Origin of the sequence: Rhizobium leucaenae USDA 9039 (genome assembly GCF_000426285.1) — a bacterium.
In the GTDB taxonomy this organism is placed as follows: Bacteria; Pseudomonadota; Alphaproteobacteria; order Rhizobiales; family Rhizobiaceae; genus Rhizobium; species Rhizobium leucaenae.
This window is the reverse complement of sequence record NZ_AUFB01000011.1, coordinates 1-22,310: the sequence shown is the minus strand read 5'-3', so window position 1 is coordinate 22,310 and position 22,310 is coordinate 1. Positions and strand designations below refer to the sequence as shown.

At 59.1% G+C, this 22,310-nt stretch carries 21 protein-coding genes; 6 read left to right on the top strand and 15 right to left on the bottom strand.

Going from position 1 to position 22,310, the window contains the following annotated elements; genetic code table 11:
• Positions 1-170: 170 nt before the first annotated feature.
• Positions 171-1,391 carry a bifunctional 2-C-methyl-D-erythritol 4-phosphate cytidylyltransferase/2-C-methyl-D-erythritol 2,4-cyclodiphosphate synthase gene (locus K290_RS0117520; protein ID WP_028753143.1) on the top strand — a complete coding sequence of 407 codons (1,221 nt, stop codon included), beginning with the start codon at positions 171-173 and terminating at the stop codon, positions 1,389-1,391.
• Complete coding sequence (locus K290_RS0117515; protein WP_028753142.1) at positions 1,388-1,885, top strand: CinA family protein; 498 nt, start codon at positions 1,388-1,390, stop codon at positions 1,883-1,885. The genes K290_RS0117520 and K290_RS0117515 overlap by 4 nt, the downstream gene beginning before the upstream one ends.
• Positions 1,886-1,900: 15 nt before the next feature.
• Here K290_RS0117515 and K290_RS0117510 read toward each other — a convergent pair whose 3' ends face one another.
• The 14 genes from K290_RS0117510 to K290_RS0117445 all read right to left on the bottom strand — a co-directional run bounded on the left by K290_RS0117510 (position 1,901) and on the right by K290_RS0117445 (position 14,729).
• On the bottom strand, positions 1,901-2,347 hold the full coding sequence (locus tag K290_RS0117510) for a type II toxin-antitoxin system RatA family toxin (RefSeq protein WP_028753141.1): 447 nt from the start codon (positions 2,345-2,347) through the stop codon (positions 1,901-1,903).
• Positions 2,348-2,356: 9 nt separating this feature from the next.
• Positions 2,357-2,947: a P-loop NTPase family protein gene (locus K290_RS0117505; RefSeq protein WP_037135658.1), complete on the bottom strand. Its 591-nt coding sequence runs from the start codon at positions 2,945-2,947 to the stop codon at positions 2,357-2,359.
• A gap of 112 nt (positions 2,948-3,059) precedes the next feature.
• Positions 3,060-4,031, bottom strand: a complete 972-nt coding sequence (lipA, locus tag K290_RS0117500; protein WP_028753139.1) for a lipoyl synthase — start codon at positions 4,029-4,031, stop codon at positions 3,060-3,062.
• A 36-nt stretch (positions 4,032-4,067) separates the two neighbouring features.
• Positions 4,068-4,316, bottom strand: a complete 249-nt coding sequence (locus tag K290_RS0117495) for a GlsB/YeaQ/YmgE family stress response membrane protein (RefSeq protein WP_028753138.1) — start codon at positions 4,314-4,316, stop codon at positions 4,068-4,070.
• Between the two features lie 7 nt (positions 4,317-4,323).
• On the bottom strand, positions 4,324-4,584 hold the full coding sequence (locus tag K290_RS0117490) for a GlsB/YeaQ/YmgE family stress response membrane protein (RefSeq protein WP_028753137.1): 261 nt from the start codon (positions 4,582-4,584) through the stop codon (positions 4,324-4,326).
• Between the two features lie 55 nt (positions 4,585-4,639).
• A complete protein-coding gene (gene lpdA / locus K290_RS0117485) occupies positions 4,640-6,103 on the bottom strand; it encodes a dihydrolipoyl dehydrogenase (protein WP_028753136.1) in 1,464 nt (487 codons plus the stop codon).
• Between the two features lie 136 nt (positions 6,104-6,239).
• Positions 6,240-6,881 (bottom strand): SGNH/GDSL hydrolase family protein, encoded by a 642-nt coding sequence (locus tag K290_RS0117480; RefSeq protein ID WP_028753135.1) that lies wholly within the window; start codon positions 6,879-6,881, stop codon positions 6,240-6,242.
• A 137-nt stretch (positions 6,882-7,018) separates the two neighbouring features.
• Complete coding sequence (locus K290_RS0117475) at positions 7,019-8,356, bottom strand: pyruvate dehydrogenase complex dihydrolipoamide acetyltransferase (protein WP_028753134.1); 1,338 nt, start codon at positions 8,354-8,356, stop codon at positions 7,019-7,021.
• A gap of 15 nt (positions 8,357-8,371) precedes the next feature.
• A complete protein-coding gene (locus K290_RS0117470; protein WP_028753133.1) occupies positions 8,372-9,769 on the bottom strand; it encodes a pyruvate dehydrogenase complex E1 component subunit beta in 1,398 nt (465 codons plus the stop codon).
• A gap of 17 nt (positions 9,770-9,786) precedes the next feature.
• Positions 9,787-10,830, bottom strand: a complete 1,044-nt coding sequence (gene pdhA / locus K290_RS0117465) for a pyruvate dehydrogenase (acetyl-transferring) E1 component subunit alpha (protein ID WP_028753132.1) — start codon at positions 10,828-10,830, stop codon at positions 9,787-9,789.
• A 157-nt stretch (positions 10,831-10,987) separates the two neighbouring features.
• A complete protein-coding gene (locus tag K290_RS0117460; protein WP_028753131.1) occupies positions 10,988-11,299 on the bottom strand; it encodes an FtsB family cell division protein in 312 nt (103 codons plus the stop codon).
• Positions 11,300-11,581: 282 nt separating this feature from the next.
• Entirely contained in the window at positions 11,582-12,856 is a 1,275-nt protein-coding gene (gene eno / locus K290_RS0117455; protein WP_028753130.1) for a phosphopyruvate hydratase, read from the bottom strand.
• Positions 12,857-13,005: 149 nt separating this feature from the next.
• Positions 13,006-13,845, bottom strand: coding sequence for a 3-deoxy-8-phosphooctulonate synthase (kdsA, locus tag K290_RS0117450; RefSeq protein ID WP_028753129.1), 840 nt, complete (start codon positions 13,843-13,845; stop codon positions 13,006-13,008).
• Positions 13,842-14,729 carry a VOC family protein gene (locus K290_RS0117445; RefSeq protein WP_028753128.1) on the bottom strand — a complete coding sequence of 296 codons (888 nt, stop codon included), beginning with the start codon at positions 14,727-14,729 and terminating at the stop codon, positions 13,842-13,844. The genes kdsA and K290_RS0117445 overlap by 4 nt, the downstream gene beginning before the upstream one ends.
• 671 nt (positions 14,730-15,400) lie before the next feature.
• On the opposite strand from K290_RS0117445, the gene K290_RS34455 reads away from it, so the two are divergent.
• From K290_RS34455 to lexA, 3 genes are all read left to right on the top strand, one after another.
• Complete coding sequence (locus K290_RS34455; RefSeq protein ID WP_245276572.1) at positions 15,401-17,302, top strand: mechanosensitive ion channel family protein; 1,902 nt, start codon at positions 15,401-15,403, stop codon at positions 17,300-17,302.
• Positions 17,303-17,404: 102 nt separating this feature from the next.
• On the top strand, positions 17,405-17,896 hold the full coding sequence (locus tag K290_RS34450; protein WP_065091547.1) for a DUF2721 domain-containing protein: 492 nt from the start codon (positions 17,405-17,407) through the stop codon (positions 17,894-17,896).
• Positions 17,897-18,286: 390 nt separating this feature from the next.
• Entirely contained in the window at positions 18,287-19,006 is a 720-nt protein-coding gene (gene lexA / locus K290_RS0117430) for a transcriptional repressor LexA (RefSeq protein ID WP_028753127.1), read from the top strand.
• On the opposite strand, the gene K290_RS0117425 is transcribed toward lexA, so the two are convergent.
• Positions 18,987-21,446, bottom strand: a complete 2,460-nt coding sequence (locus tag K290_RS0117425; protein ID WP_028753126.1) for a ComEC/Rec2 family competence protein — start codon at positions 21,444-21,446, stop codon at positions 18,987-18,989. The genes lexA and K290_RS0117425 overlap by 20 nt on opposite strands.
• Positions 21,447-21,726: 280 nt before the next feature.
• Between K290_RS0117425 and K290_RS0117420 the strand changes: the two genes are divergently transcribed.
• The coding region (locus K290_RS0117420) for a citrate/2-methylcitrate synthase (RefSeq protein ID WP_028753125.1) at positions 21,727-22,310 on the top strand (584 nt) is incomplete at its 3' end.

Below are 22,310 nucleotides of genomic sequence, written 5' to 3'. Positions count from 1 at the left end.
GGAGAATGCCGATATTTTTCGGGCAAAAGCTGGAAAATACCCATTCAAGACGATAGACCCTGCTGGAGCGAGGTCCGGCTTGGGCGGTCTGCTCGGCAAGATGCTGTCCAAAAACCATTTTGCAATTTTGGAGATCATGCTGGAGCGAAAGCCTTTCATCCCTGGGGTTTATGACGCAAATGCACTCAATGCAACCGATGTCGATCGGAATCGTGATCGTGGCAGCCGGACGTGGCGAGCGGGCTGGATCGCCCGAGGAAGGCCCGAAGCAGTATCGCCCGATCGGCGGCCGGTCGGTTATTGCGCATACGCTTGAAAAATTCGTGACATGGCCACAAGCAGCAAAGATTGTGATCGTCATCCATCGCGACGACGAGACATTGTTGCAAACCGCCCTGCAACAGGTTGCCGATTCGCCTGCGGTCGAAATTGCTTTCGGGGGGGCTTCCCGTCAGCAATCGGTGCTTGCCGGGTTACGGCAATTGCAAAATGCCGGTGTGACGCATGTCATGATCCACGACGCCGTGCGTCCCTTCTTTGACCATGATCTGCTCGATCGTGTTGCCGCGGCGCTGGCCGCCGGCGCACTGGCCGTGCTGCCCGCCATGCAGGTCACGGATACGTTGAAACGAGCCGATGCGGATGGTTTGGTGACCGAAACCGTGCCCCGCTCAGGGCTCTACGCCGCACAGACGCCGCAATCCTTCCGTTTTGCCGATATTCTGGCGGCTCATGAAAAAGCCGCAGCCGAGGACAAGACGGATTTCACCGACGATGCTGCCATCGCCGAATGGACGGGTCTACCGGTGACGCTCGTTGCCGGCAGCGCCGACAACGTCAAACTGACGATCAAAAGGGATATCGCCATGGCCGATGAAAAGCTTTCCGCCGGCCTGCTGCCGGATGTGCGCACCGGCAACGGCTATGACGTCCACCAGCTCGAGCCCGGCGATGGCGTGACGCTCTGCGGCGTCTTCATTCCGCACGACCAGAAGCTAAAGGGACATTCCGATGCCGATGTCGCCTTGCATGCCCTGACGGATGCTTTGCTCGCTACCTGCGGCGCCGGCGACATCGGCGACCACTTTCCGCCCTCCGATCCGCAATGGAAGGGCGCACCCTCCCGCATCTTCATCGAACATGCGGCCAAGATCGTTCGCGACCACGGCGGCACGATCATGAATGCCGATGTCTCGCTGATCGCCGAGGCGCCGAAGGTTGGGCCGCACCGCGAGGCGATGCGCGCCAAACTCTCGGAATTCCTGGGAATCAGCCTTGAACGCTGCTCGGTGAAAGCGACCACGAACGAAAAGATCGGTTTCGTCGGGCGCCGCGAGGGCATCGCGGCCATTGCCACGGCGACGGTGGTTTATCGGGGAGGCAAGGTATGACTCATTTTCCCGACGATATTCTGGCGCTCGCCCAAGGCATCATCACCGATTTCGCGGCCAAGGGCTGGATGGTCGCCACGGCGGAATCCTGCACCGGCGGGCTGATCGCGGGTGCCTTGACGGAAATTCCCGGCTCATCGGCAGTCGTTGACCGCGGCTTCGTCACCTATACGAATACGGCGAAGATGGACATGCTTGGCGTGCAAGAGCAGACCCTGGCGCAGTTCGGTGCCGTTTCCAAAGAGACGGCACTGCAGATGGTTCATGGCGCCCTTTTCCGCTCGCGCGCCGATCTTGCCGTTGCCGTGACCGGCGTCGCCGGACCGAGTGGCGGCTCTGCGGACAAACCGGTCGGCCTCGTTCACCTCGCCGCCAAGGCACGCACGGGCGGCCTCATCCATCATGAAATGCGCTATGGCGATATCGGCCGCGACAAGGTTCGGCTCGCCACCTTAAAGACCGCATTGGAAATGCTCATCACTCTTGGCAAGTAGCACCGCGCCCCCGCTTCAGGCGTAGATCTTCTTCGCGCGTGTCTCGAAGGCATCCGTGAACATACGGAAAGCGCGATCGAACATCGATCCCATCAGGGCGCCAAGGATGCGACTCTTGAATTCGTAGTCGATGAAGAAATCAATGCTGCATCCGCCGTTTTCCGACGGCGTGAAGCGCCAGCGGTTGTCGAGATATTTGAACGGCCCGTCGATATACTTCACATCGATCGCCCGTTCCGCCTTGTTGAGCAGTACCTGTGTCGTAAAGGTCTCGCGGATCGCTTTGTAGCCGACAGTCATGTCGGCGACCAACAATATCTTGCCGTCGCGCTCCTTGCGGTTGCGGACAACCAGCGCCTCGCAAAGCGGCAGGAATTCCGGATAGCGCTCGACATCGGCAACGAGATCGAACATCTGGTCAGGCGAGTGCGGTACGGGGCGGTGCGTTTCAAACTGAGGCATGAGCGGCAATTAAGCAGGACGGCTCAGAAGATCAAGAAGCCTGCGCATTTCGCCGCGGGATTTTAGCTGTAGAACGGGGACATCAGGAGCGTGTTGAGCGATGCCGGCAAGTACCTTGGGAGCAAACTTGCGCTCCCAATCCCAGATGTAACGCAGGAATTCCCAATCGATACGCTCGGGACAACCCGGCGCCATATCGGGGCGCGACCGCCCAAGCCATCGCAGCGCTCTCGACAAAGCGCCCCACATGCACAGCCAGCGCGGCATGCGTACCCAAAGGACGAGCTCTGTTCGGGGCAACCTCAGATCAAAACTTGATGGTGCCGTCCCATCAATGAGCCAACGCTCCTCGGCGACCTTGGCTGCGATCAGGGCGCGCTCCTCCGCCTTGTCTCGGTTTATCCAGCCCGGTAGCCAGAAAAACTCGCGATCCATCGAGACGTAAGGCAAATCCAAGTGCGCGCAGATCTGCTGAGACAGGGTCGATTTCCCACCTCCCGAGCAGCCCATAACGAGAATGCGGTCAGCGCCGCGGATATGATCCGCTGCCTGCCTCAGATCGGTCACCTCGTTATCCAACTTAATTGCGATCTGATCCATCACGTTTCCCCCCACTCTCAGAGGCTGTAGCGCAGATGACGATCTGATGACGGTAGAACAAAAACCGCGGCACAATCGCCGCGGTTCGTTCAAAATGCAAGAGATTGGAATTTTACTCCGCAGCCAGCAGAACCTTCTTCTCACGGGCGGCCCGCAGCCGGGCGAAATCGTCGCCGGCGTGATGGGACGAGCGGGTGAGCGGGCTGGAAGCGACCATCAGAAAGCCTTTAGTGTAGGCAACCGTCTCGTAGGACTTGAATTCGTCCGGGGTGACGAAGCTCATGACCTGATGATGCTTGCGCGTCGGCTGCAGATACTGGCCGATGGTCAGGAAGTCGACATCGGCGGTCCTGAGGTCGTCCATGAGTTGCAGCACTTCGTTGCGCTCTTCGCCGAGGCCGACCATGATGCCGGACTTGGTGAACATGGTCGGATCGAGTTCCTTGACACGCTGCAGCAGACGGATCGAGTGGAAATAGCGGGCGCCGGGACGCACGGTCAGATAGTTGCCGGCGACAGTTTCCATATTGTGATTGAAGACATCCGGCTTGGCGGCGACGACGCGCTCCAAGGCACCCGGCTTCTTCAGGAAGTCCGGCGTCAGGATTTCGATCGTCGTTGTCGGCGAAGCGGCGCGGATCGCCCAGATCACCTTTTCGAAGTGCTCGGCGCCGCCGTCTTCCAGATCGTCGCGATCGACGGACGTGATGACGACGTGGCTGAGGCCCATTTCCTTGACGGCCTTGGCGACGTTTTCCGGCTCGGCCATATCGAGTGCGTTCGGCTTGCCGGTCGAGACGTTGCAGAAGGCGCAAGCGCGCGTACAGATCTCGCCCATGATCATGAAAGTGGCGTGCTTCTTGTCCCAGCACTCGCCGATGTTCGGGCAGCCGGCCTCCTCGCAGACGGTGACGAGCTTGTGCTCCTTCACGATCGAGCGGGTCTCGGCATAGCCCTTCGACGTCGGCGCCTTGACGCGGATCCAGTCCGGCTTGCGCAGAACTTCCGTATCCGGCCGATGCGCCTTTTCCGGATGCCTGATGCGCTTGGCTTCGGGATTGATCGTGTCGAGAATCGTGACCATGAAATGTCTACTTTCCGCCGCTTGCTCGCGGCCTATTCATCGCCGGACGAGTTTGGCGAGAAATATCAGAATGCATGCACCGATGAAACCAGTGACGAAATAACCGATCCGACCGCCGGGCACGCCGATATGCAATTGCACCAGAATGGCCGCAGCAACGACCGAGCCCGCAATGCCAAGAACGATGTTGAGGATGATGCCGTATCGCACCTCCATCAGCTTGCCCGCGAGCCAGCCGGCAAGACCGCCGATAATGATCAGACCCAGCCAGCCTACGCCTTCCATCGCACCTCTACCCCCACGCTATCGCTCTTGCAAACAGGACCACGACAATCGCGCCCACCGTTGCGTGAATGATTTCGACCACGAGCGCATTTTGTATGCCGAGCGAAATTCCCAGCCAATTGAACAGGAATCCGCCCACGAAAGCACCAATCACGCCGCTCAACAAACAACTGATCAGGCCGCCACCGCCAACAACCAGGCTGGCGAGAAACCCCGCCACCAAACCGATCAACAGAAAAACGACCCAAGCCTCAGTACTGACAGACATGATGATTTCCTTTGCGATTTTCCACCCTCTGGATAAAGGGCGAGCCAGGAGATTATCAAGCGTTGAGCACGCGGCCGTAGGCGTCCAGCACGGCTTCCTTCATCGTCTCAGAAACGGTCGGATGCGGGAAGATCGTGTGCATCAGCTCCTCTTCCGTCGTCTCCAGATTCATGGCGACGACAAAGCCCTGGATCAGTTCGGTCACTTCGGCGCCGACCATATGCGCGCCGAGCAACTCGCCGGTCTTCTTGTCGAAGATGACCTTGCACAGGCCCTGATCCTCGCCAAGCGCGATCGCCTTGCCGTTGGCCGTAAACGGGAAGCGGCCAACGCGGATGTCGCGGCCGAGTTCCTTTGCCCTTGCTTCCGTCAGACCGACGGAGGCGACCTGTGGCTGGCAATAGGTGCAGCCCGGCACTTTGCTCTTGTCGGTCGGATGCACGTTCGGGAGGCCGGCGATCTTCTCGACGCAGACAACGCCCTCATGCTCGGCCTTGTGCGCCAGCATCGGCGGGCCGGCAACATCGCCGATCGCATAGATGCCCGGCACGTTGGTCTTGCCGTAGCCATCGATGACGACGCAACCGCGGTCGGTCTTCACGCCGAGCGCTTCCAGACCCAGATTTTCAATATTGCCCTGCACGCCGACGGCGGAGATCATCCGGTCAGCCGTGATCTGCTGCACCTTGCCGTCCTCGGTCTCGATATGGGCGGTGATGTTGTTCGCGCCCTTGTCTACCTTGGTGACCTTCGTCTTGGTGAAGATCTTCAGGCCGCGCTTTTCCAACTGCTTGCGGGCGATACCGGAGACTTCGGCGTCTTCGACCGGCATGATGGTCGGCATGATTTCGACGACCGTGACGTCGACACCCATCGAGCGATAGAAGCTCGCGAATTCGATGCCGATTGCGCCGGAACCCATGACGACGAGCGATTTCGGCAGGAAATCCGGCTTCAGCGCCTCGAAATAGGTCCAGATCAGCTTGCCGTCAGGCTCGATGCCGGGCAGCGCGCGCGGGCGGGCGCCCGTGGCGACGATGATATGCTTGGCAGTGTAGGTGCCCTCGCCCTTGACGTTCTTCGGCAGTGGATGCTGCGGCTCGACAACGGATTTGGTCGACTTGCCGACGACGATTTCGCCGGGCTGAGCGCCAGTCGAAGCCTTGGTGATCTTGGCCTCACCCCAGATCACATCGACCTTGTTCTTTTTCATCAGGAAGCCGACGCCCATGTTGAGGCGGGCGGAAACGCCACGCGAACGGGCGACGACGGCCTTCACATCGGGCGTCACCTTGCCTTCGAGGACAAGGCCATAGTCCTTCAGATGATTGGAATGATCGAGGATTTCGGCCGAACGGAGCAGCGCCTTGGTCGGAATGCAGCCCCAGTTCAGGCAGATGCCGCCCAGGTGCTCGCGTTCGACGATCGCCGTCTTCAGACCAAGCTGGCCGGCGCGCACGGCGGCAACATAGCCGCCAGGGCCAGAGCCGATGATGATGACGTCGTAATTCTCAGCCATATGTTTCCTGCCTTTGGTTGGCGGCCGGCCAAAGCTCAGCCCGCCTTGATTTTTCCGAAGCACGATGGCGAACCGAAGAACCGCGAAGCGAAGATTGTGAAGCGGCTTTCAAGTAAGATCATGCGTAATCAAATAATTAAAGTCCGAGCATCATTCGCACGATCGGCTCTAGGCCGCGACCGAGCGCCCGGGTATTTTCTGCATCGAGATGCACGCCGTCGAGCGGCGTGGTGACGGCAACCGTGCCTGCATCGAAAAAGCCGCAGCCAAGCTCGTCGGCGAGATCGCGGTAGAGCGTCGCAAGCTTCGCCGACTCTGTGATCGCGCCGAGGAAATGAGCGGCGAAAGCCGGATCGGCAGTCTCGGCGATGACGGGAGGCGCAACGATCAGGATGTCCGGGACTTCATAATCGAATGGCCATGTATGACTGCGCACAAGCTGAATCAACCGGCTGATGCCCTGCAAGGCAGCAAAGGCCGAACCGGCGATGACCGGCTTCATGTCGTTGGTGCCCAGCATGATGATGACGAGATCGAGCGGCGCATGCGTCTGCAGGATCGTCGGCAACACCTTCGCACCGTTACGGTCGCAATCGGCGAGGTGATCGTCGAAAGCCGTGGTGCGGCCGTTCAGCCCTTCTGGGATGATCCGAACCTGATCGCCGAGCGCCTTTTGCAGCACGCTCGGCCACCGATCTTCGAAGGCATGACGACCCATCGTTTCGGCGCTATAGCCCCATGTCAGCGAGTCGCCGTAACACAGAACGGTCTTGGTCATTCATGCCTCCGTGTCGCGACCAGAGCGTGATGCCGAAAAGTGTAAGCGGTTTTCGGACGACATCACGCTCTACCTATTTCATTCTAGAGCGGATTCAGATTTTAGGTCGATTCGACCTAAAATCATCCGGCTCTAGCTCAGACGAGCATCCCCATCGGATTTTCGATGTAGCCCTTGAAGGCTGCCAGGAGCTCGGCACCGAGCGCACCGTCAACGGCCCGATGGTCGGTCGACAGCGTAACGCTCATCATGGTGGCGATGGCCATTTCGCCCTTCTTGACGATCACACGCTGCTCGCCCGCGCCGACGGCCAGAATGGTCGCATGCGGCGGGTTGACGACGGCGGCGAAGTTCTTGACGCCCATCATGCCCATATTCGACACGGCCGTCGTGCCACCCTGATACTCCTCGGGCTTCAGCTTGCGCTCCTTGGCGCGCTTGCCGTAGTCCTTCATTTCGTTGGAGATGGCAGACAGGGTCTTCAGTTCGGCGCTACGGATGATCGGCGTGATCAGGCCGCCGGGAATGGAAACGGCAACGCCGACATCGGCATGCTTGTGCTTGACCATGTTGCTGTCGGTCCAGGAGACGTTGGCATCCGGAACGTCGCGCAGCGCCAGCGCCAGGGCCTTGATGACCATGTCGTTGACCGAGAGCTTGTACGCCGGCGCGCCGTCCTTTGACTTCGGAGCGGAATCGTTGAGCTGCGTGCGGAGTGCCAGCAGTGCATCGAGTTCGCAATCGACCGAGACGTAGAAGTGCGGGATCGTCTGCTTGGATTCCTGCAGGCGCTTGGCAATCGTCTTGCGCATGCCGTCATGCGGCACAAGCTCGTAAGAACCGGGCTCGAAAAGCTTGAGGACGGCATCATCAGACATGCCCTTCGCAGCGACTGGGGCCGGAGCCGGTGCAGCCGCGGCCGGCTGGGCAGCGGGAGCCGCCGCCGGAGCGGCCTTGGCGACACCACCGGAAACGGCAGCTTCGATGTCCTTCTTGACCACCCGGCCATGCGGGCCGGAGCCGACGAGCGCAGTCAGATCGATGCCCGACTCTTTGGCAAGGCGGCGAGCGAGCGGCGAGGCGAAGGTACGATGGCTATCCGTCGTGAGAGCCGCAGGCGCTACCGGCGCGGGCTGTGCCGTAGGAGCGGATTGAGCCGGAGCCGTTTCCGCTTTCGGCGCAGGTGCTGCAGCCGGAGCGGCAGCGCCCGAGGCAGCGGCGGAGACGTCTTCGCCTTCGCCGGCCAGAACGGCGATCAGCGCGTTGACCTTAACGCCTTCGGTGCCGGCGGGAACGACGATCTTGGCAACGGTGCCTTCGTCGACGGCTTCGACTTCCATCGTCGCCTTGTCGGTCTCAATCTCGGCGATGACGTCACCGGACTTGATCTTATCGCCTTCCTTGACCAGCCACTTGGCGAGGTTGCCCTCTTCCATGGTCGGCGAGAGGGCAGGCATAGTGATGTTGATAGGCATCGAAGAGCCCTCCCCTTATTTGTAGCAAACGGCTTTCACCGCATCGACCACTTCACCGACATTCGGAAGCGCCAGCTTCTCGAGGTTGGCAGCGTAGGGCATGGGCACATCCTTGCCAGCGATCGTCAGGATCGGCGCGTCGAGATAATCGAAGGCCTGCTGCATGACGCGGGTGGCGATTTCCGTGCCGACGGAAGACTGCGGATAGCCTTCCTCGACCGTCACCAGGCGACCCGTCTTTTTGACGGATTCGATGATGGTCGGTAGGTCCATCGGGCGGATGGTGCGAAGGTCGATCAGCTCGACATCGATGCCCTGGGCTTCCAGCTCGGCAGCCGCCTTGGTGGCATAGGTCATGCCGATACCGAAGGAGACGACCGTTGCGTCCTTGCCGGAACGATGGATGCGGGCCTTGCCGATCGGCAGAACGAAATCGTCGAGCTTCGGAACGTCGAAGTGCTGGCCGTAGAGAATTTCGTTTTCAAGGAAGATGACCGGGTTCGGATCGCGGATTGCGGCCTTCAGCAGGCCCTTGGCGTCGGCTGCCGTATAGGGCATGACGACCTTGAGGCCCGGAATATGGCTGTACCAGGCAGCATAGTCCTGGCTGTGCTGGGCGGCGACGCGAGCGGCCGCGCCGTTCGGGCCGCGGAAGACGATCGGAGCGCCCATCTGGCCGCCGGACATATAAAGCGTCTTGGCGGCGGAGTTGATGATCTGATCGATCGCCTGCATGGCGAAATTGAAGGTCATGAATTCGACGATCGGACGAAGGCCAGCCATCGCGGCACCGACGCCGACGCCGGCAAAACCATGCTCGGTAATCGGGGTATCGACAACGCGGCGGGGACCGAATTCCTGCAGCAGGCCCTGGGTAACCTTGTAGGCACCCTGATATTCGGCGACTTCTTCGCCCATGACGAAGACGTCCGCATTGGCGCGCATTTCTTCGGCCATCGCATCGCGGAGCGCTTCGCGCACCGTCATGGAGACCATTTCAGTGCCTGCCGGGATTTCCGGATCGTTCGGAACGGATGCCTTCGGCTCGGCCGGGACCGGTGCGGCAGCAGAGCCGGTATTTGTCGGCTTTTCTTCCTGTGCGACCTGGGGAGCAGCGACAGAAGCCGGCTGGGCGGCAACCGGAGCATTCGAAATCGCATCGGCCGATTCACCATCCTGCAGCAGCACGGCGATCTTGGCGTTGACCTTGACGTTCTCCGTACCGGCCGGAACCAGCAGCTTGCCGATGACGCCTTCGTCGACGGCTTCCACTTCCATGGTGGCCTTGTCGGTCTCGATTTCGGCAATGACGTCACCGGAAGCGACCTTGTCGCCTTCCTGCTTGAGCCATTTGGAAAGGGTGCCCTCTTCCATCGTCGGAGAAAGGGCGGGCATGAGAATATCGATGGGCATGGATCGTCCCTCCCCGATTAGAGCAGAATGTCAGTGTAGAGCTCGGATGCATCCGGCTCCGGATCGTTCTGGGCGAAATCGGCGCTATCGGCGACAATGTCGCGGACGTCCTTATCGATCGCCTTCAGCTCGTCTTCCGATGCCCAGCCCTTTTCCAGAAGGCGTGCGCGAACCTGCTCGATCGGGTCATGCTCGGAGCGCATCTTCTGCACTTCGTCCTTGGAACGATACTTGGCCGGATCCGACATGGAATGGCCGCGGTAGCGATAGGTCAGCATTTCCAGAATGATCGGACCCTTGCCGGAACGGCAATATTCGACAGCTTCGTCGGCAGCGGCCTTGACGGCGCGGACATCCATGCCGTCGACCTGGATGCCGGGAATGCCGAAGGAGGAGCCGCGCTTGGAGAAGTCGGCCTGCGCCGTTGCGCGCGCCGTCGACGTGCCCATAGCGTAACGGTTGTTCTCGATCACGTAGATCACCGGCAGCTTCCAGAGCTGCGCCATGTTGAAGCTTTCGGAGACTTGGCCCTGATTGGCGGCGCCATCGCCGAAATAGGCGACGCTGACATTGTCATTGCCGCGATACCAGTTGGCGAAGCCGAGGCCGGTGCCGAGCGAGACCTGCGCGCCGACGATGCCATGGCCGCCGTAGAAGTTCTTTTCCTTGGAGAACATATGCATGGAGCCGCCCTTCCCTCGGGAATAGCCGCCCCGGCGTCCGGTGAGCTCGGCCATGACGCCGCGGGCGCTCATGCCGGTTGCCAGCATGTGGCCGTGGTCGCGGTAGCCGGTGATGACCTGGTCGCCTTCCTTCAGCGCCAATTGCATGCCGACGACGACAGCTTCCTGGCCGATGTAGAGGTGACAGAAACCGCCGATGAAGCCCATGCCGTAGAGCTGGCCGGCCTTCTCTTCGAAGCGGCGGATCAGGAGCATCTCACGATAGGCCTTGAGCTCCGCATCGCGGTCGAATTCCGCGATCGCACCACCATTGGTGTCTCTGGCAGGCTTGGATGTCGTTTTGCGGCTGGAAACGGACGCGGATTTTCGCGGCGCCATTCAACTCTCCCTATGTGAGTGGCCTCGTTATGTAGTGCCGCGTAACATAGGGAAGATTGCTCGCCACAGCAATGCTATAATTGCATGGCTCATATTCTTCGCAAGCGATTGATATGATTATAAAAAAGGCAATTAACCGGAATTCGGTTAATTATGTCTATTTGTTGAAGATGAGGATTTCGTCGGCCTTGGAATAAGTCAGTTGATAGCGCGCATATTGGTCGAGCATGTCCTTGTCCAGCGAGCCATCGCTGAGCAAAGCCACTTCCTTTTCAAGGTGTTCGCGCTTAGCGACGAGATCGGCGAGTTCCTTGCTGCGGTCGATGCGCTGCTTCTCGAAGACCTCGGTCGCCTTCAGACCGTAATCGCCGTGAATGCAGTGGTAGCCGAAATAGCTCACGAAAGCGACCGTGATGGCGGGAAGAACGAAACGGCCGAACTTTCTCTTCTTATGATATTTTGTCCACATACTCGCTTGCTCAAAACGCTCTGCCGAGAATGACCCCGAACCCAGGTCCGCGACTGAAATACGAAGCGGTTTCGGAGAAGATCACGCTAAATCAAACATCTATGACAACACTAGCCGTCAGAGATTAACCATCCGTTGACTCTGCCATTTTTCCAACAAAAAACCGCGCCCGAAGGCGCGGTTCAAGAGCTGGAAATTATTGGCTTATAAGGCGACTCGGATCGTTATCCGATGCAGGCCAAGCCTTTCCGAAAATCCCCGGAATTTCAGGGGTACGCGCTATCAGCCGCGAAGGATGGAACGGCCGGCATATTGTGCCTGAGGGCCGAGCGCTTCTTCGATGCGGATGAGCTGATTGTACTTGGCAAGGCGATCGGAACGCGACAGCGAGCCGGTCTTGATCTGACCGCAGTTGGTCGCAACGGCAAGATCGGCAATGGTCGAATCTTCGGTTTCGCCGGAACGATGCGACATGACGGCCGTATAATTGGCCTTGTGCGCGGTTTCGACGGCATCGAGGGTTTCCGTCAGCGAGCCGATCTGGTTGACCTTGACGAGGATCGAGTTGGCGACGCCCATGCGGATGCCGTCGCGCAGACGAGCGGAGTTCGTAACGAACAGGTCGTCGCCGACAAGCTGCGTCTTCTTGCCGGTGAGGTCAGTCAGGATCTTCCAGCCTTCCCAATCGTCTTCGGCCATGCCGTCTTCGATCGAAATGATCGGATATTTGGCGGCGAGCTCGGCAAGGTATTCGGCCATGGCGCCGGATTCCAGCGTGCGGCCTTCACCTTCCAGAACGTACTTGCCGTCCTTGAAGAATTCCGTCGAAGCGCAGTCGAGGCCGAGAGCGATTTCGTCTCCCGGCCTATAGCCCGCCTTTTCGATGGACTTCATGATGAAGTCGAGGGCAGCAGGGGCGCTGGAGAGGCCGGGCGCGAAGCCGCCTTCATCGCCGACATTGGTGTTGTGGCCCTGCGAAGCCAGTTCCTTCTTGAGAACGTGGAAGATTTCCGAACCCATGCGCACGGCGTCGCGGAGGGTATCTGCGCCGACCGGCAGGATCATGAACTCCTGGAAGTCGATCGGATTGTCGGCATGAGCGCCGCCGTTGATGATGTTCATCATCGGAACCGGCAGCAGGCGGGCATGGGCGCCGCCGACATAGCGGTAGAGCGGCAGGTTGGCGCTCTGGGCAGCGGCCTTGGCGGTTGCGAGCGACACGCCGAGGATGGCATTGGCGCCGAGGCGCGACTTGTTCGGCGTGCCGTCGAGCTCGATCATGATGTTGTCGATTTGGATCTGGTTTTCCGCGTCAATGCCGCCGATCGCGTCGAAGATCTCGGTGTTGACGGCTTCAACGGCCTTTTCGACACCCTTGCCATGGTAACGCTTGCCGCCGTCGCGAACTTCGACGGCTTCATGTGCGCCCGTCGAAGCGCCCGACGGAACCGCAGCGCGGCCCATGCTGCCATCTTCGAGGTACACATCGACTTCGACGGTGGGATTGCCACGGCTGTCGAGAATCTCGCGGGCGATAATGTCGGTGATTGCGGTCATGATAGGTTCCTGCTCGCTGGTTATAAATCGATTGAAATCTGTCTTAGTCGAAGACGCGGAAATTACAATGCCGCTCCACATCCTTGATCAAGGGTCCTACAGGCCGCGTAGCGCAAGTTCATGTCAGCCTGTTGAACGCCTCCCATTTCTCAGGCTTTGGCGATCGCGTCGAAGGCCAGCAGCTTTTCCAGAAGCCGCGGCATGTCCTTCAGATAGACCATGTTCGGACCATCGGACGGCGCATTGTCCGGATCCTCATGGGTTTCGACGAAGAGACCGGCAATGCCAACGGCAACGGCGGCGCGCGCCAGAGTTTCGACAAATCGGCGGTCACCGCCAGTCGAACCGCCTTGCCCGCCCGGTTGCTGCACGGAATGGGTCGCGTCGAAGACCACCGGCGCACCCATTGCCGCCATGATGGGCAGCGAGCGCATATCGGAAACGAGCGTGTTGTAACCGAAGGAGGCGCCGCGCTCGCAGAGGAGGATATTCGGATTGCCGCTGTCGTTCAGCTTGGCGAGCACGTTCTTCATGTCCCAGGGCGCGAGGAACTGCCCCTTCTTGACATTGACCACGCGGCCGGTCTTGGCGGCGGCGACAAGAAGGTCGGTCTGGCGCGAGAGGAACGCCGGGATCTGCAGAATATCGACCGTCTTAGCAACGATGGCGCACTGCTCTTCGGTATGAATGTCGGTCAAAACCGGAAAGCCATATTCCTTCTTGAGGTCGGCAAAGACTTCCAGCGCCATTTCCAGGCCAATGCCGCGCTTGCCTGAGAGAGACGTACGGTTCGCCTTGTCGAAGGACGACTTGTAGACAAGGCCGACACCGAGCTTATCGCAGAGTTCCTTCAACACGCCGGCGATCATGAAGGCATGATCGCGGCTTTCCATCTGACAGGGGCCGGCAATCAGCGACAACTTTGACGTATTGGAGAACAGGACCTTGGAGGCTCCCTCACCGACGGTCACTTCGGAATTGGTATTCATGCTATCTCCTCGAAGGCGAACAGCGCGCCCTGTCCAGGGGCGGGCTTTGCCAGAATACGATTGTTTTTACGCGTGTATGTGACGCCGTTAGCAGTCAAATGCGCCGATGTCACGGAAAGATCGCGGGTCTTGAAAAGGATTGCCCGTGCGCGAAGGCCGGGATCCTCCGAAGGCACCGGCCAATCGTAAAAGGCTTCCATACCCTCGGAGGTCAATATCTCGACCGCTGCATTGGCTGAATGGATAGTCAGGCCGAAAGAATGATCCATTATCTTTGGTCCACCCACGACCTGCTCGAAAAAGCCCCGGAACGCAGCCGGCTTCGGCGTCGACACGGCAATTTTTGCAATGCCGGTCACGCCATTGGCATGCCGCTCCAGGGCACTGCGATCGGCCGGCAATGGATTGATGCGCTGGCAGCAGAAGGTGAAAAAATCCGGCGAACGCAGATCGGCTGCGAAAGCGAGACGGAATCCCGCCATTACTTCGGAGCCGTCCGGCATACGCATCGGCCGGGAAAAATCCAGCATGTTTCCGGCCGATATCGTATTTGCCCGGAACCGCTCATCATCGGCGACCGCATTATCCGTGCCGAAAACGATGGCCGAAAAACCTTCATCACCGATGCGAAAACGATAGGCCTGGTCGCGAGCGACGAAAACATTACCCTCCGCCACGCTGTTCTGGCGCTGCTCCCGAGACGCGACACCCAAGGGCTCCAGATAGATGTTGTCGGGAAAGAAAACGCAGGCGTTCTCCGTGCCGAAGGGATGACGAGCGTCGGGGGCAACGGTAAAGCCGAGCTTGCCCAAGCGTTCCCGCGCCACAGCGATATTGACCGTCGGCAGAACGAGATGATCCAGCGGATGCGGCGATGAGGTCATGATCTTCCCCTTCATTCGTCGGCAGGTTTGCGCCCATCTGCTGTTCAATTCAAGATCAAAGCGTTACCGGAGAACTGCGGACCCGCGAGGAACACCTCTAAAATCCGCAGGTCAACCAGCCGAATTATATATGCAGCGGCATAAAACTCTCCCTTGTGAGAGGGCGATAATTCAAGCAATATCCCGATCGTACTGCAACAAACTTGCCTGTAGCGAAGCCAGCGGTGAGTGGCACGGAGAGGATTGAGCCGACAAGTCCATTTCCCGGCAGCAAGACAAGATGCACATTCTTCCGTTCGGATTGTCCAAAGCTGACGCAATTCACCATCCGATCTCGGAAAGACAGGAAAGCGGCCTGCGGTTACTTCTATCTTTGCAGCGGTATTTAATTTGATTGTCGGGTGCTTGGGGGAGACATGCGCTTGATGCTCGTCGAGGGGGCGCCCATACGCCCGGTCTTACACTTAGCGGCTTCTCTTCATTTTGCCCTGATGGGATATGTCCGAGGATTCAGGAACCCTGTCCCGCTCGGGGCTGCCCTCATACGCAGTGGCTTGATCCCCCTTGTGCTCGTGCTTCTCTTTGCCGCTGTCGCGCCGCAGCCGTGTCAGGCGCAATCGCCGGAAGCAGTCCCCGCGCCACCCGCGAAGCTATCGGAACTACTGCGTTTGATGAATGATCCGGAGTTGCGTCAGTGGTTGGAAAAGCGGCAGGCAGTGGAGCAGCAGCAGCCATCTTCGGCGACGGCAACGCTGATCGAAACCGGGGAAGCCCGCGCTCGGGCCCGATATCAGGCACTGCGCTCGGCGATCCCAGATGTCCCGGTGCAGATCGCCGATGCAACGCGTAGGGTGCGTGAGCAGGCAAGGAGCAACGGCTTTGCCCCCGCAATCGTAATGTTCGCCGCATTGGTTTGCGTCGGGCTCGCAGGCGAATGGTTTTTCAAAAAGACCGTCCTCAAAGCGCGGTTTCAAAATCCTCTCATCGCCCATACGATCGGAGAATTCGGACCGTGGATCAGTTTCACCCTCGTCAGCTCCGCCATTTTCCTTGCCATAGACTGGCCACCGCTTCTGCACGCCGTGATCCTGTTTTATCTGGTGGCGTTCATCGCCGCTCGCCTTGCGTTCGCTGTCTGCAAACTATCGATGGATGCGGGCGCCCTATCCGCCTTCGGCTATCGCAGGGCACGTATGTTTATTGGCGTCCTGGCTGTGGCGGGCGCGACGACCTCGCTGACCAGTCCGCTCTCCGTCGATAGGAATGTCGGTATTCTTGTTTCCTTTAGCTTTTCAATCCTCTTATTGCTGATCGCGCTGGAAGCCGTGTGGCGACGACCGAGCAAGACAACCGTTCCCAGACAGCTCGCGCTTATGAACACCTTCTATTCGCTCTATGCGATCTGCCTATGGCTTCTTTGGGTGGCCAATTTCCTCGGGCTTTTTTGGCTTGGCATCTATCTCGTTGTTCTTCCGGCGCTGCTGGCTGCTGTCGGACGAACGGCTGAAGCATTTGCAAAAGGACGCTGGCCTAGCGACAATAAGAACAGCGCGCGTATGGTGCTGGCCGTCCGCGGCGCACGGGCGGTCGTCATCGCGGCCGCGGTCGCCTGGATCACATTCGTATGGCACTATGATCCCAACATTCTCGCACGAGAAAATCCGGCGATCGACGCCGCCGTCCGCGGCGCTCTGAAGAGCGTTGTCATACTGATTTTGGCCGATCTCTGCTGGCAATTGTCGAAGGCATTCATCGACGAGAAATTAAGCACCGCCGACAACAGCGCATCCTCGCTGTCGACGGAAGCCGCCCGCGCGGGCAGACTTCGCACTTTGCTGCCGATCTTCCGCAACGCGCTCGCAGCCATCGTCATCGCCGCGGCGGCCCTTACCGTGCTCTCCGAAATGGGCGTTCAGATCGGGCCGTTGATTGCGGGAGCCGGAATATTCGGCGTAGCGATCGGCTTCGGCTCGCAAACGCTGGTCAAGGATATCGTCAGCGGCATTTTCTATCTGATGGATGATGCCTTCCGCGTTGGCGAATATATTCAAAGCGGCAGCTACAAGGGGACGGTGGAATCCTTCAGCCTCCGCTCCGTCAGGCTTCGCCATCATCGCGGACCCGTATTCACGGTGCCCTTCGGCGAGCTCGGCGCCGTTCAGAACATGAGCCGCGACTGGGCGATCGATAAATTCCTGCTGCGGGTTCCGTTCAACACCGACGTTGCCAAGGCGAAAGCGATCGTCAAGCAAATCGGAGAGCAGTTGAAGGAAGACCCGGAAATCGGGCCGCAGATTCTGGAGACGCTGAAAATGAAGGGTGTCGAGCAGATTGGCGACTTCGGTATCGAACTGAGCTTCGCGTTTACCGCCCTTCCCGGCCGGCAGACTTACATACGGCGGCAGGCTTACACCATGATCCGCGACGCCTTCATGGAAAATGGTATCGAATTCGCCCAACCGACGGTGCAGGTGGGTGGAGAGGAGAAATCCGACGCCGCAATCGCCGCAATGACACTGCAGAGGAAGAGGATCACTGACCAAATGACGGTATCGCCGTCGCCACCGACGTAAAACCTTCGCGTGAGATCAGCCACTACCCTCTCGAAGCGTCTCTTTGAAGGCGACAACGTCGGGGGACGATACCGGATGACGTTCGATAGAAGGAGATCCAGTGTGCTGAGCGACCAGTTATCTTCCATTGCCGCGCACGTTATTCAAATAGCACTGACACCGGTCTTTCTGCTGGCCGGCACCGCCGGGTGCCTCAATGTCTTCTCGGCAAGGCTCGCTCGGGTCTCCGACCGGGTCAACAGCCTTTTCGAACGGGTTACTTCGGACGATCCGGACGAAACGCGGTTGCTGCAGCTCTATTATCTGCGGCGGCGAACATTGGCGCTTGAGGTTGCCGTCCTGATCGCCACAGCATCGGGCGTGTGCACATGCCTTGCAACGCTCGGCCTCATGGGAGGCGCGATTCGTCAGCAATTTCGCGAGCAGCTGCTGCTGTGGTTCTTCGGCCTCGCGGTCATCGCGCTCATGGGCGCTTTTGTGGCCTTCCTCTTCGAGATGATTCTGGCCGGGCGCAGCATGCTGAGGCAGATCGCCAACGATCGCACCTTGCTCGAGCACCGGCACGGGAGTTCCAGAAAAAGCTCAACCTATTGAATCCCCGTCCAATATCGCTACGGACGGCGCCGATCAAAGCCGCTGCGAATGCGATTTCCAAGTCTGATCCATAGCTTACTCCCTTCGTTCGGCGAGCATCGTCCCCCAAAGAGCTTATTGCGCAAACAAGATGGCTTCTCATCGCTTTTTTTTAATGGGCTATCCCCGATGGGTAGAAATCGCTTCCCGCAGAGTTCCTGATATATTTCCTGCATTTAGCTTGGGTGTATCGAAAAAATCTGTCCGCCCAGGACCTGTTATGTTCCCATTTATTTGTTGCGCTTACAAAATCTTCACCAAAATTTAAGGGCTTGCAGAACACATATGGAACATATAGTGTCCGTTCTGGATTTGTTTCACGACACCTTCTCACTCCCGAGGTTCAAAACGATGTTGACGCGCAAGCAGCAGGAACTGCTTCTCTTCATTCACGAACGAATGAAGGAGTCCGGTGTTCCGCCATCCTTCGATGAGATGAAAGATGCGCTGGACCTTGCGTCAAAATCGGGTATCCACCGTCTCATCACGGCCTTGGAAGAACGCGGTTTCATACGCCGCCTGCCAAACCGAGCCCGGGCGCTGGAAGTCATCAAGCTGCCAGAGGCCTATAGCCCCAGTCTGCAGCCGCGCCGCGGCTTTTCGCCGAGCGTCATCGAGGGTAGCCTTGGCAAACCGCAGCTTGTGCCGCCGCCCGCTCCCGCCAAGCCGGCAAGTGAGGAAAACAGTTCGGTTTCGGTCCCCGTCATGGGCCGCATCGCCGCTGGCGTTCCGATCTCGGCCATCCAGAACAATACCCATGACATCACGGTTCCTGCCGACATGCTCGGCTCCGGTGAGCATTATGCGCTGGAGGTCAAGGGCGACTCGATGATCGATGCCGGCATCTTTGACGGCGATACCGTCATTATCCGCAACGCCACGACCGCCAATCCGGGCGACATCGTCGTTGCTCTCGTCGATGACGAAGAGGCGACGCTGAAGCGCTTCCGCCGCAAGGGAGCCTCGATCGCGCTTGAGGCAGCGAACCCGGCTTATGAGACTCGCATCTTTGGGCCGGATCGCGTGAAAGTACAAGGCAAGCTCGTCGGCCTCATTCGCCGCTATCACTGACGGGTGACACCGGTGCGATCGGTGCTCCGAAAGTCCCGGTTCGCCAATCATAAGCGCGATGAAGACTCCATGACCGCGTCAGATTTTCAAATGCCGCCGTTATGACCGGTTTCTCGGCGCTGAGATTCATTTCGATGGATCCGGTGCGACGCAGCGTTGCACCTGTGAAAAGTTGGGCGCCGGAGCGGCAGCGATCCAGGCGAAGCCGTACGGGCGTGACGACGATATTGGCGGTATCGCAGGCCGGGGCGAGACAGGCAGCGTCTTCGATGGTGACGAGCATGTCGCCATTCGCCAGCATTGCCACGCACCAAGCCCCTTTCTGGCAGGCGAATCCACCCTGCCCGGCCTTATCCAGTGCCGCATCCATCGCCTTTCGAACGGCGGTCTGTTCGTCGGAACTCAAGCGTCGATGCTTGTCTGATTTGCTGATTTTAGGGAGCTGGCTGTCGGGCGGAAGCATCGTCGGCGGTTGCTGCTCGGTGATCGCCAGGGCTCTTTGCCATTGCTCGAAGATGAAATCGGGCGGCTTTTCACGGTTGGTCGTCAATGCACCGTTGCGCAACAAAGCAACCAATGTGCCGTCCTCGGAGATCATCAGATCGGGTTTCGGGACACCGGGACTGAGCGCCACGACTGCGATCGAACCGATGATCAAAAGCGCGCCTGCATGCCGCAGCCATGTTTTGAGCAGGGTCATCAGCAAGAAGCCGGCTATGACCGTGGGGAACAGCCAGACCGGTAGTCGGCCAAAGGGAATGTTACCGCCCCAAGCGGCAACCGTTTTGGCAATGACGATGACGGCATCAAGTCCCGCACCGGTGATCTGCCAGAATGGAGCATCGACGCCAAATGGCATCAGCATCGTGGCGGCCATGCCAAACGGCATGACGACAAAGGAGACGACCGGCATGGCCGCCAAATTGGCGATAAGGCCGTATGTCGCCAAGCGGTGAAAATGCTCTATCGAGAAGATCGCGGTCGACGCGCCGCCGATAAAGGAGGTCGACAATATGCCGCCGAAGAAGCGTGAAACGAATAGCAGCGGACGCACGAGCCGGAAGCGGGAGAGGACGCTCTCTCGATGCGGCCTCCTCGTCCACAGCGAATAACCCGACACCAAGGCCAATGTCGCGGCATAGGACATCTGGAAACTCGGTCCGAGCGCCTCGGACGGCGACAGAATGAGGATGACGATCGCCGAGAGCGCCACATTGCGAAGACTGAGGGATGGCCGGTCGAAGAGCACGGCGACCAGCATGATCGCCATCATGATGAAAGCGCGCTCTGCCGATACGCCGAAGCCGGAAATGAGATAATAGGCCGTCACCGTGATCAGCGCGCCGAAGGCTGCAATCTTCTTCGTCGGCCAAGCCTGTGCCACGCCGAAAAATAGACTAAGCGCATAGCGCAGGCCGACATAAAAGATGCCTGCAGACAGCGCCATGTTTAGACCGGAGATTGCGATGATGTGCGCAAGACCCGAGGTCCGCAGTGCTTCCGTCGTATCATCCGAGATCGCGCGTCTCTCATCGGTGACAAGCGATGCCGCGAAGGCGCCGGTATCGCCGGGTAGAAGCATCCTGATCCGGTCGCCGATGCTGCTGCGCAAACGCGCAAGCCAGATATCCGCCTTGTCGAGAACCGATCCTTGGGAAACATCACCGGCCGGCGACAATAGCGTCGGCGCTCCATAGGCAAAGCCATTCGCCCCGGTGCCATCGAAATAGGCGCTGAAGGCGAAATCGTTGAGGCCAGGCAAGGCGGGTCCGGCCGGCGGCGTCAGCCGGGCCCTCCCCTGAATGCGATCGCCGAGTTCAAAGGGCTGGAGTTGTTTGCGCACGAAAATGGTGACCTGCGCCGGCGGCCGGCGAATGGCCGGTTTTTCCGTTGACTCCAGGGCGACGACATAGCGCCAGCGTCCTTTGTCATCGGCCTCGCGTCTTTCGATCCTGCCCGTAATGGTGGTGGTCACCGCGGAATCGAGCATCACCGTCGACGCCCGCCAAGTCTCGCATTGCGCCAGAGCCATGCCGGAGAACACCAGCAAGCCGGCAAACAGCAAATGCCGCAGCACTCGTCCGGCCTCCTGCCGGAGGAAAAAAGCGGCTGCGAAGATAAGAAGGGCGGTAAAAACGGCCTGGGGCGGCGGATCGGCTCCGGCAGAGAACCAGAAAAGCGCGCCGACGCCGATATAGACCGGCGCAAATAGCATCGCGCGCCCGTGCGCCGCCTCTTCTTCGGCTAAATTGTAAATGCTGGGTCGGATGCCGGCGGCCGCACGGCGAAGGCGGACGATGAGGGCGGTTTGATCCTGCGTCCGTTTCGGCTGTGTCGCTTTGGCACGAGGAATAATGGCGGCCATGCCGCGCTCGCGCTCGGCGACCGCAGCAAATTCCCGACTCTCCACCTGCGGATCCGGTGCCTCTAAATTAGGCATACATCAAAGCGCCTACGCAAAACTACAGCTAAAGCGAGAGTTTTGCCGTCACTATTAGGTGATTTCAACTGAAATCCGTCGGTTCTTCCATAAATGACGCCAATTCATGCTTGCGCACGGCAAGCCGGTCTACCGCATTGCCCAAAAGTTGATACTGCAATGCACAATTCAGCGTAAGGATAACTTGGCATTAGGCTCTGGATCATATAGCTAATCGTTAGTCGCTTAACCCTTTGGCGCTTTTTAAGGCGCCAATCCCGCCAAATCTTGGAGGATCAGCATGACGGAACAAAGCGCGAAACTAACTTGGGGTGAAAAGACGGTGGATTTGCCGGTTAAGACCGGAACCATCGGCCCAAGTGTCATTGATATTGGTGCCCTTTATAAGAACACCTCCACTTTCACCTATGATCCTGGCTTCACTTCGACTGCGTCGTGCGAGTCCAGCATCACCTTTATTGATGGCGACGAAGGCGTTCTGCTGCATCGCGGTTATCCGATCGAACAGCTTGCCGAGCACGGCGACTTCCTCGAAGTCTGTTACCTGCTGCTCTACGGCGAATTGCCGACCGCAGCCCAGAAGAAGGACTTCGACTATCGGGTCGTGCACCACACCATGGTGCATGAACAAATGTCCCGCTTCTTCACCGGTTTCCGCCGCGATGCGCATCCGATGGCCGTCATGTGCGGCTGCGTCGGCGCTCTGTCGGCCTTCTATCACGACTCGACCGACATCACCGATCCGCACCAGCGCATGGTCGCAAGCCTTCGTATGATCGCCAAGATGCCGACGCTTGCCGCCATGGCCTACAAGTACCATATCGGCCAGCCCTTCGTTTACCCGAAGAACGATCTCGACTATGC

Bases quoted from the DNA above. Each gene is read 5' to 3' on its own strand.
- K290_RS0117520 (WP_028753143.1), top strand. From the start codon at position 171: ATGACGCAAATGCACTCAATGCAACCGATGTCGATCGGAATCGTGATC.
- K290_RS0117515 (WP_028753142.1), top strand. From the start codon at position 1,388: ATGACTCATTTTCCCGACGATATTCTGGCGCTCGCCCAAGGCATCATC.
- K290_RS0117510 (WP_028753141.1), bottom strand. From the start codon at position 2,347: ATGCCTCAGTTTGAAACGCACCGCCCCGTACCGCACTCGCCTGACCAG.
- K290_RS0117505 (WP_037135658.1), bottom strand. From the start codon at position 2,947: ATGGATCAGATCGCAATTAAGTTGGATAACGAGGTGACCGATCTGAGG.
- lipA (WP_028753139.1), bottom strand. From the start codon at position 4,031: ATGGTCACGATTCTCGACACGATCAATCCCGAAGCCAAGCGCATCAGG.
- K290_RS0117495 (WP_028753138.1), bottom strand. From the start codon at position 4,316: ATGGAAGGCGTAGGCTGGCTGGGTCTGATCATTATCGGCGGTCTTGCC.
- K290_RS0117490 (WP_028753137.1), bottom strand. From the start codon at position 4,584: ATGTCTGTCAGTACTGAGGCTTGGGTCGTTTTTCTGTTGATCGGTTTG.
- lpdA (WP_028753136.1), bottom strand. From the start codon at position 6,103: ATGGCTGAGAATTACGACGTCATCATCATCGGCTCTGGCCCTGGCGGC.
- K290_RS0117480 (WP_028753135.1), bottom strand. From the start codon at position 6,881: ATGACCAAGACCGTTCTGTGTTACGGCGACTCGCTGACATGGGGCTAT.
- K290_RS0117475 (WP_028753134.1), bottom strand. From the start codon at position 8,356: ATGCCTATCAACATCACTATGCCTGCCCTCTCGCCGACCATGGAAGAG.
- K290_RS0117470 (WP_028753133.1), bottom strand. From the start codon at position 9,769: ATGCCCATCGATATTCTCATGCCCGCCCTTTCTCCGACGATGGAAGAG.
- pdhA (WP_028753132.1), bottom strand. From the start codon at position 10,830: ATGGCGCCGCGAAAATCCGCGTCCGTTTCCAGCCGCAAAACGACATCC.
- K290_RS0117460 (WP_028753131.1), bottom strand. From the start codon at position 11,299: ATGTGGACAAAATATCATAAGAAGAGAAAGTTCGGCCGTTTCGTTCTT.
- eno (WP_028753130.1), bottom strand. From the start codon at position 12,856: ATGACCGCAATCACCGACATTATCGCCCGCGAGATTCTCGACAGCCGT.
- kdsA (WP_028753129.1), bottom strand. From the start codon at position 13,845: ATGAATACCAATTCCGAAGTGACCGTCGGTGAGGGAGCCTCCAAGGTC.
- K290_RS0117445 (WP_028753128.1), bottom strand. From the start codon at position 14,729: ATGACCTCATCGCCGCATCCGCTGGATCATCTCGTTCTGCCGACGGTC.
- K290_RS34455 (WP_245276572.1), top strand. From the start codon at position 15,401: ATGAATGATCCGGAGTTGCGTCAGTGGTTGGAAAAGCGGCAGGCAGTG.
- lexA (WP_028753127.1), top strand. From the start codon at position 18,287: ATGTTGACGCGCAAGCAGCAGGAACTGCTTCTCTTCATTCACGAACGA.
- K290_RS0117425 (WP_028753126.1), bottom strand. From the start codon at position 21,446: ATGCCTAATTTAGAGGCACCGGATCCGCAGGTGGAGAGTCGGGAATTT.